General features: G+C 60.5%; 4 protein-coding genes and 2 pseudogenes. 5 read left to right on the top strand and 1 reads right to left on the bottom strand.

Annotation, left to right across the window (positions count from 1 at the left end; translation table 11 throughout):
• Positions 1 to 154: 154 nt before the first annotated feature.
• Positions 155 to 1,161 (bottom strand): annotated as a pseudogene (locus tag J3E64_RS20475) (IS110 family transposase).
• A 148-nt stretch (positions 1,162 to 1,309) separates the two neighbouring features.
• Here J3E64_RS20475 and J3E64_RS20470 point away from each other — a divergent pair.
• The 5 genes and pseudogenes from J3E64_RS20470 (at position 1,310) to J3E64_RS20450 (ending at position 7,111) form a co-directional block, all read left to right on the top strand.
• Positions 1,310 to 2,063, top strand: a pseudogene (locus J3E64_RS20470) (IS5 family transposase).
• A gap of 88 nt (positions 2,064 to 2,151) precedes the next feature.
• Positions 2,152 to 3,159, top strand: a complete 1,008-nt coding sequence (locus J3E64_RS20465) for an IS110 family transposase (protein WP_253345103.1) — start codon at positions 2,152 to 2,154, stop codon at positions 3,157 to 3,159.
• A 424-nt stretch (positions 3,160 to 3,583) separates the two neighbouring features.
• A complete protein-coding gene (locus J3E64_RS20460) occupies positions 3,584 to 4,972 on the top strand; it encodes an acyl-CoA dehydrogenase family protein (protein ID WP_253345102.1) in 1,389 nt (462 codons plus the stop codon).
• A gap of 100 nt (positions 4,973 to 5,072) precedes the next feature.
• A complete protein-coding gene (locus tag J3E64_RS20455; protein ID WP_253345100.1) occupies positions 5,073 to 5,909 on the top strand; it encodes an SDR family oxidoreductase in 837 nt (278 codons plus the stop codon).
• Between the two features lie 149 nt (positions 5,910 to 6,058).
• A complete protein-coding gene (locus tag J3E64_RS20450; protein WP_253345098.1) occupies positions 6,059 to 7,111 on the top strand; it encodes a hypothetical protein in 1,053 nt (350 codons plus the stop codon).
• Positions 7,112 to 7,465: the final 354 nt, after the last annotated feature.

Genomic DNA, 7,465 nt, shown 5'->3' with positions numbered 1-7,465 from the left:
TCGCCGCTTAACATCAACCCCCTGACGAGGCCCGCACTCCGCTAATTTACGCCGCGAGTTGTGCCGAATGTTCTGACGACGGACAGCCTCGCGGGACACCGCCATCGGGTCAGCTGGAGAGCATCACCGCTGGCGAACGAGAGCTTACCTCATTTCAGGCCTCGAACAAGGTGCCGTCGCGCAGCATGGCGTGCATGATGACGGCAAGGCGGCGGGCGAGCGCGACCCGGGCTTTCTTGAGGCCGCGTCGCTTCGCGATCTTCAGCGCCCAGGTCTTCAGTGCGAAGGTCTGTCGTGTGCGCGTCAGGATCGAGTTGGCAGCCTCGTAGAGGAGCTTGCGGACAGTGCCGTCGCCTTGCTTGGTGATCCGGCCGGTCCAGTCGAGCTCGCCCGACTGGTGTCGGCGCGGGACAAGGCCGAAGTAGGCGCCTGCCGTTCGCGACCGACTGAACCTGCCCGCCTCATCGACAGCGGCGGCTAACGCTGCCGAGGTCTGCACGCCGACACCGGGGATGCTCATGAGGCCTGGCAAGCCGGAGAGGCGATGCTGATCGTCTTGAGTTCGCGGTCCATCCGACGGATCTCGTCGACCAGCCCGATCCGCGCCCGGAGGAGCGAGGTCACCGCCTCGCCAAGACCCGGGATGGCGACGGCAGTCTGCACCCGCGCAAGGAACCGCTCGCCCTGACCGGCTCCTGGCCTGATCCCGAAGGTGGCGCACAGCCCCCGGATGGTGTTGTCGAGCCGGACGCGCGCTTCGACCAGGTGCACACGGGCTGTGATTACCGAGCGCACACCATGAGACGTGGGCGACTTGACGTGCACTTCCTTGTAGAAGCCAGCCCGAGCCAGTTGCGCAAGGCCGGCGGCGTCATGCGGATCGGTCTTGTTCGCCTTCATCGCCTTGAGGCTTTGGTGCGCTTGCCGTGCATCGATGCACACGATCGCTACGCCCAGCTCGTGCAGGCCTCGCGCGATCCATGGCGTCATCCTGCCGGTCTCGATCACCGCGCGTTCCACCGGGCCATGGCGTTCCAGCATCGCGGCGATCGCTTCCGGCGTGCTGTCCACGCCTTGCGCCGCGACCTTGCACCCTTCGGCGTCGACAACGCAGACGTGCGACGTTTCCATCGATAGATCTATTCCGGCATAGTGCTTCATGGCTGCTTCCTTCCTTCACGTTTCGACAACTAGAAGGTGCGCCGCTCAGCCGGCCCGAGGAAGCAGCCACAAATTACACGATGACCCAATAACCGCCTTTTCAAGGTTCTCCGATCGTGATTCACTGCCTCAACGAGGAGGCGGTGAGATGTCTGATTTCTTTTGGTTCTCCGATACGCAGTGGGCTCGGATCGAGCTGCTACTTCCGACCGACGTACGCGGCAAGGCGCGCGTGGATGATCGGCGTGTGTTGAGTGGGATCGTCCAGGCCCTTCGCTGCGGCGGTCGTTGGGCTGACTGTGCTGACGTTTATGGATCGAAGAAGACGCTGTACAACCGGTTCGTGCGATGGTCCGAGCGTGGCATTTGGGAAGGCATCTTCAGCGCGCTGGCGGGAGAAGGAGAGGCCCCAGACAGGCTGTTCATCGACAGCAGTTGTATCAAGGTCCACCGCTGCGCAGGCGGCGGAAAAGGGGGCCTTGGCTCATGGTATCGGCCGCACGAAAGGCGGACGGAACACCAAACTCCACGCCGTCTGCGACGAAGGGGGCCGCCCCTGCGTCCTGCTCCTGACGCCCGGAAACGTGCATGATTGCAAGGTTGCACGGCTCTGCATCGAAGCAATGCCACCTTCTGCCGAACTCGTGGCGGACAAAGGATACGACAGCCAGGCATTGCGCGAACGGCTCATCGAGCGCGGCACCGAACCCGTCATTCCGCCTCGCAAAAACCGCAAGATCCAGTACGATTACGACCGCGCCATCTAAAAACAGCGCAACGTCGTCGAGCGAATGTTCTGCCGCCTCAAAGACTGGCGCCGCATCGCAACCCGCTTCGACCGCAACATCAAAAACTTCATGGGGGCCATCAGCCTCGCCGCCGCCGTCATTTGGCGGCTGTAGTGAGTCATCGTGTAATTGCGGCTGCTTCCTCGGACCTCGGTTGAGGCGCACACTTCTGGTTGTCGAATCCTGAAGGAAGGAAGCAGCCATGAAGCATTATGCCGGATTGGACCTGTCGATGGAAAGCACACAGGTCTGCATCGTTGACGAAAATGGTCGAAAGCTTGTGTCGGAGAAGGTGGAAAGCTCCCCTGAGGCGACCGCCATGATGCTGGAGCGCTACGGCCCAATCGAGCGAGCTGTGATCGAAACGGGCCGCATGTCGCCTGCGATCTGCCTTGGCCTGCGCGAACGAGGCGTTCCGGTGGTATGCATTGACGCCCGCCAGGCGCATCAGAGTCTGAAGGCCATGAAGGCAAACAAGACCGACCCTCACGATGCTGCCGGTCTCGCGCAACTGGCGCGCACGGGCTTCTACAAGGAGGTGCACGTCAAATCACCGGCAGCGCATGGGGTTCGCAGCGCGATCACCGCGCGTAGCCATCTGGTGGAAGCGCGTGTCCGGCTCGACAACATGATCCGTGGGCTTTGCGCCACGTTTGGCTATCGCCCCGGGGCTGGACAAGGCAAGGCATTCCTCGAACGTACCATGCAGGCGGTACACATCCCGGGCCTTGGCGATGCTATCACGTCCCTGCTGTCCGTGCGCGCGGAGTTGGTCGAGCAGATCAAGAAAATGGACCGGCGGCTGCGCATCATCGCCAGCCAGTCACAGGCCTGCGAAATCCTGATGACCATACCGGGTGTTGGCGTTCAGACCTCAGCCGCCTTCGCCGCTGCAGTCGATGAGGCCGGACGCTTCCGGCAATCACGCAATGCCGGCGCCTACTTCGGCTTGGTACCCCGACGCCATCAGTCGGGTGAGCTCGACTGGACCGGCAGGATCACCAAGCAAGGTGACAGTATGGTGCGCAAGCTACTCTACGAAGCCGCCAACTCGATCCTCACTCGAAGCCGGGAGACCTTCGCCCTGAAGGCATGGGCCATGAAGATCGCCAAGCGCCGAGGCCTCAAAAAGGCCCGCGTAGCCCTTGCCCGCCGCCTCGCGGTCATCATGCATGCCATGCTGCGCGATGGCACTTTGTTCCAGGCGTGAGGTAGGATAGAACCTGTTTGCCAGCGGTGAAGCCTCAAAGCTGATCCGAGGGCGGTGTCCCGCGAGGGAACGCAGGGACGAACGATCTGCGAAGGTAGTCAGATGGGCCGAAAAGCCCGCGTCGAGTCAATGCAACGTTCGCCTCTGTGAGACCCGATACAGCACGGCCAAGCTCCGGCTCGGCCAGTGCGGACAGATCCATGAAACCCTCAAGGGATCACACCGCCTCGCTCTGCAATTACAGATCCGGACCCTAAAACAGCTAGGCTCGACCGCCGCTTTTCGCTTGCGCAATGCGCGGGCGCAGGTATACCCAATCTATCGTACGTTAGAAAACTTGCAGGTGGTCCAAGCGCGTGGGGACCCGATCCCGGCGGCAGTTGCAGACCCGAAGCGCAGAAGCGGAATAAGGGTAGACGCAGAAATGGTTGATTTCAGCATTGATAGCGAGTTTCAAGCCAAACTGGACTGGATGAAGGAGTTCGTCGAAAATAAGGTGCGTCCTTTGGAGCACATTTACGACTATGACCTGGATGCGCCGTTCGATCTGAGCAACAAAGCGCTTCGCAAGATTGTCCTTCACCTCCAAAAGGAAGTGAAAGCGCAAGGCCTTTGGGCTGCGCACTTGCCACCTCATCTTGGTGGTAGCGGAGTCGGTGCCGTCAAGCTGACTTATATGAACGAAATGCTCGGGCTGTCGGCATTCGGGTCGGTAATATTCGGTTGCCAGGGTCCTGACACGGGCAATTCTGAGATATTGGCGATGTTCGGCACGGAGGAGCAGAAGAAGACCTATCTTCAGCCCTTGCTCGATGGCGAGATCTTTTCAACTTTCGCGATGACCGAACCTCAGGGGGGGTCGGACCCGACGAACCTGCAGTGCGTCGCGCGCCGGGACGGCGATGACTGGGTGATCACGGGTGACAAGTGGTATTCGTCAAACGCGCGGAATGCCGCGTTTATTATTGTGATGGCCGCGTCAGATCCCGACGCGGCGCCGTACGAGCGGGCGACGATGTTTATCGTGCCAAGAGACGCTCCGGGGTTTGAGATCGTGCGCGACATCGGCTTCTGGACGGATGCACCGAACACCGGTGGTCACCCCTGGATCAGGTTCAACGATGTGCGCGTACCGGACTCGGCGCGCCTGGGTCCGGTCGGCGAGGGCTTCAAGGTTGCGCAGTCGCGCCTTGGAGGAGGCAGGCTTCACCACGCCCAGCGGAATATCGGTCTCGTCAAGCATCTGATCGACATGATGGCCGAGCGCGCCGTCAGCCGCTTCTCGGGTGGCAAGCCGATCGCGACAAAACAGGCGGTGCAGCACACCATTGCCCAAAGCTATATCGAGTGGACGCAATACCGGCTGCTAGTCCTCTATACCGCATGGCTGTTCGATCAGCAGATGGAGCATGGGGCCGAAGGTCGCAAGATGATCAGTGCAGTCAAGGCCGCCATGGCGAAGATCGCCGAAGACGTCGTTGTACGCGCTGTCCACCTTCACGGCTCGCACGGTCTGTCAAACATCATGCGTTTCGGTCATTATCTCGCAATGGCGCTGCACGAAGGCTCGGCCGACGGTGTGACCGAGCTGCATCTGGGCCTTGTTTCCAAGCTGGTATTGCGCGGTTACGAACCGAGGCTCGATAGCAACCTGCCGAGCGAGACGACTTTCCTCAAGAAGGCCTGGGCGCAGGAGAAGCTTAAGCCAATTCTGGACGAGTTGGACCTGACGTTTGCCGACGGCCGGGCGAGTATCGAAACGAACCTTCCGGTCGAAAAATATAATCTGAAAAAAAGTATAGCCAGGATTTGACCATCGGGCTGCGGCAGGACGAGCCGACCTTGTTGAAAGGTGCCTTCGACTTGCTGATGCATTGAACAACGCGTGGAGAGGGACGGGCACAATGGATAGCATGCAACTGGCGGTGGTTGTGGGGGCAGGCGGCATGGGGGCTGCCGTGGCTCGGACGCTTGCCGCTGATTACAGGATTTTGCTCGTCGATATCGATGAGCAACGGGCCGCCGCAGTGGCTGATGAACTGCGCGAGGGAGGCGGGTGTGTCGACACGGCTCAATGCGATATCACCTCGCCCGATAACGTCGCGGCGCTCGTCGAGCGGATAGGGCGGCAGGGCGGCGTGCGCGTGCTCGCGCACGTTGCCGGCCTGTCTCCGACGATGGGGGATTTCGACACCATTATTCGCGTCAACCTTACGGGGGCCGCCCTGATGTCAGATGCGCTCCTGCCTCATGCGGTGCCTGGTGCGGCGGCGATTCTGATTTCCTCTTTGGGAGCGCACGTCTGCGGGTTCGACGACGGCGTTCTGAGCGTGTTGCGGGACAGGGCATCTTCGGAGGATCTGCCGGACGAGTTGCGTGGGTTGGTAGGTGCCGAGCGCGCGGATTCCAATATGGCCTATCAACTTTCGAAATTTGGCTTGCTCATGCTTGCCCGGCGGCGTGCGAAGGACTGGGGAACACGAGGAGGCCGGATTGTCTCATTGTCGCCCGGATTAATTGCAACGCCGATGGGGGCCAAGGAGTTCGCCAACAACCCGGCCAAACGCCGATTGTTCGATCTCTCGCCGCAGAAGCGCGAGGGGACGATGGACGAGATTGCCGACGTCGTGGCTTTTCTCGCATCGGACAAGGCCTCGTTCCTCTCCGGCACGGACATTCTCGTCGACGGGGGTTTGTCAGGTGCGTTGTCCGATGTGCCGTTTGACGCGATGCGCAAGGCTGCGCGTTGATGCCCTTAGCGATCAAGGAATTACGATTGTAATTGTGGGCGGGACGCGTTCGTATCTGCAGCATGACCTGCTACCACTAAGCAGACATGCCTTATGAGGTGGCCCCCATAAACGCGGCAGGTGCGATCCTGTGCGGTATGGAGTACAGGATGACTAGAAAGCGTGTGATCGTTTGGGGTACCGGACCGATCGGAATGCCTGGCCTTAGGCATCTGGTCGATCATCCAGAGTACGAACTGGTCGGTCTTCACGCCTGGTCCCCGGACAAGGTCGGGCGAGATGCCGGCGATATCGCCGGGACTCGCCAGAAGACTGGGATCATTGCCACAAGCGATGTCGCTGCGTTGCTTGCTCTGAACGCTGACTGCCTAGTCTATCAGGGCAACTACGCCCATCGCGAAGCGCAGTGTGTCGCCGACGTGATTCCGTTCCTTGAAGCGGGGACCAATTGCGTGACTCCTGCCCTGATGGACTTGGTTGTGCCCCGTTATGGCCGACGCGAGTATGTGGAGCCGATCGAGGCCGCCTGTCGCAAGGGCGGCTCCTCCATCTTCTGCGGCGGTACGGACCCGGGCTGGATGACCATAGGGCACCTGTTTGCGCTGCTGGCAGGCGCCGGCAAGGTCGAGTCCGTGAAAGTTGCCGAAGTATGCGACATCGGGAATTATGCCGGCGTCGATTCCAGTCGAACTTATGGCTTCGGTCAACCGCTCGACCATCTGCCTGAGATGTATACCGGCGACATGGGTCGGGGCTGGCATGAGAGCACGCTCTGGGGCATCGGCGAATATCTGGGCGTTACGTTAGACGAAGTCACGTCGAGCTGGGAAACAGCTGGGCTCGATTTCGATTTCGAGGTTGCGATCGGCTTGGTGAAGGCCGGGACGACAGCGGCGATCCGATGGACTATGACAGGCATGTATCAGGGCAAGCCGCTTGTTGTCTATCGGAAGATCGAGCGTGTCCATCCTGACGCAGGCCCCGATTTCGAGCAACCGCTGCACAACGCCGAGGGTGGGTATCAGATCACAATCACCGGCACGCCCAGTTTTCATACGGAGCTGGAGATGAGCGTCTACGACGGCTGTTCAATCACCGCCCTTCACCCGATCAACGCGATAGGCCGGATTTGCGAGGCGGCGCCGGGCATTTATGGCCAGTTGGACTTGCCGATCTTCTACTCGAAGAACATCGTGCGCTGATCGATCCGGCAGGTTTTGCAAGCCTCCTACAATCATGATCTTCAATCTGGTGAGCGAGTCGCGCCGGCAGAAATCCCATGAGGACATGGCGATTGCAGCTCCGTTACGTTTTCCGACTGTCCCGGAACAGCACTCCGAAAAATTGGATGCGCGTCGCACTGTCGATGACGCAATGGCGAGTCTTTAGCGATACTGCCGTAAGGATCTATCATTTCCGTCGCGCGCGTGAGCCACGCGAAGCATGCAATACGCCTTAGGCGTAAGCGCTAAAACACTCCCACTGGGAGGCGTTAGGCGGCCTGATCGATGACGGCGCTGACGGGAGCGCGGCTATCTAGCCAGTTGTAGGGGAGC

The organism is Sphingobium sp. OAS761, assembly GCF_024168485.1.
Taxonomy (GTDB): Bacteria; Pseudomonadota; Alphaproteobacteria; order Sphingomonadales; family Sphingomonadaceae; genus Sphingobium.
This window is presented reverse-complemented; position numbering and strand designations above follow the sequence as displayed.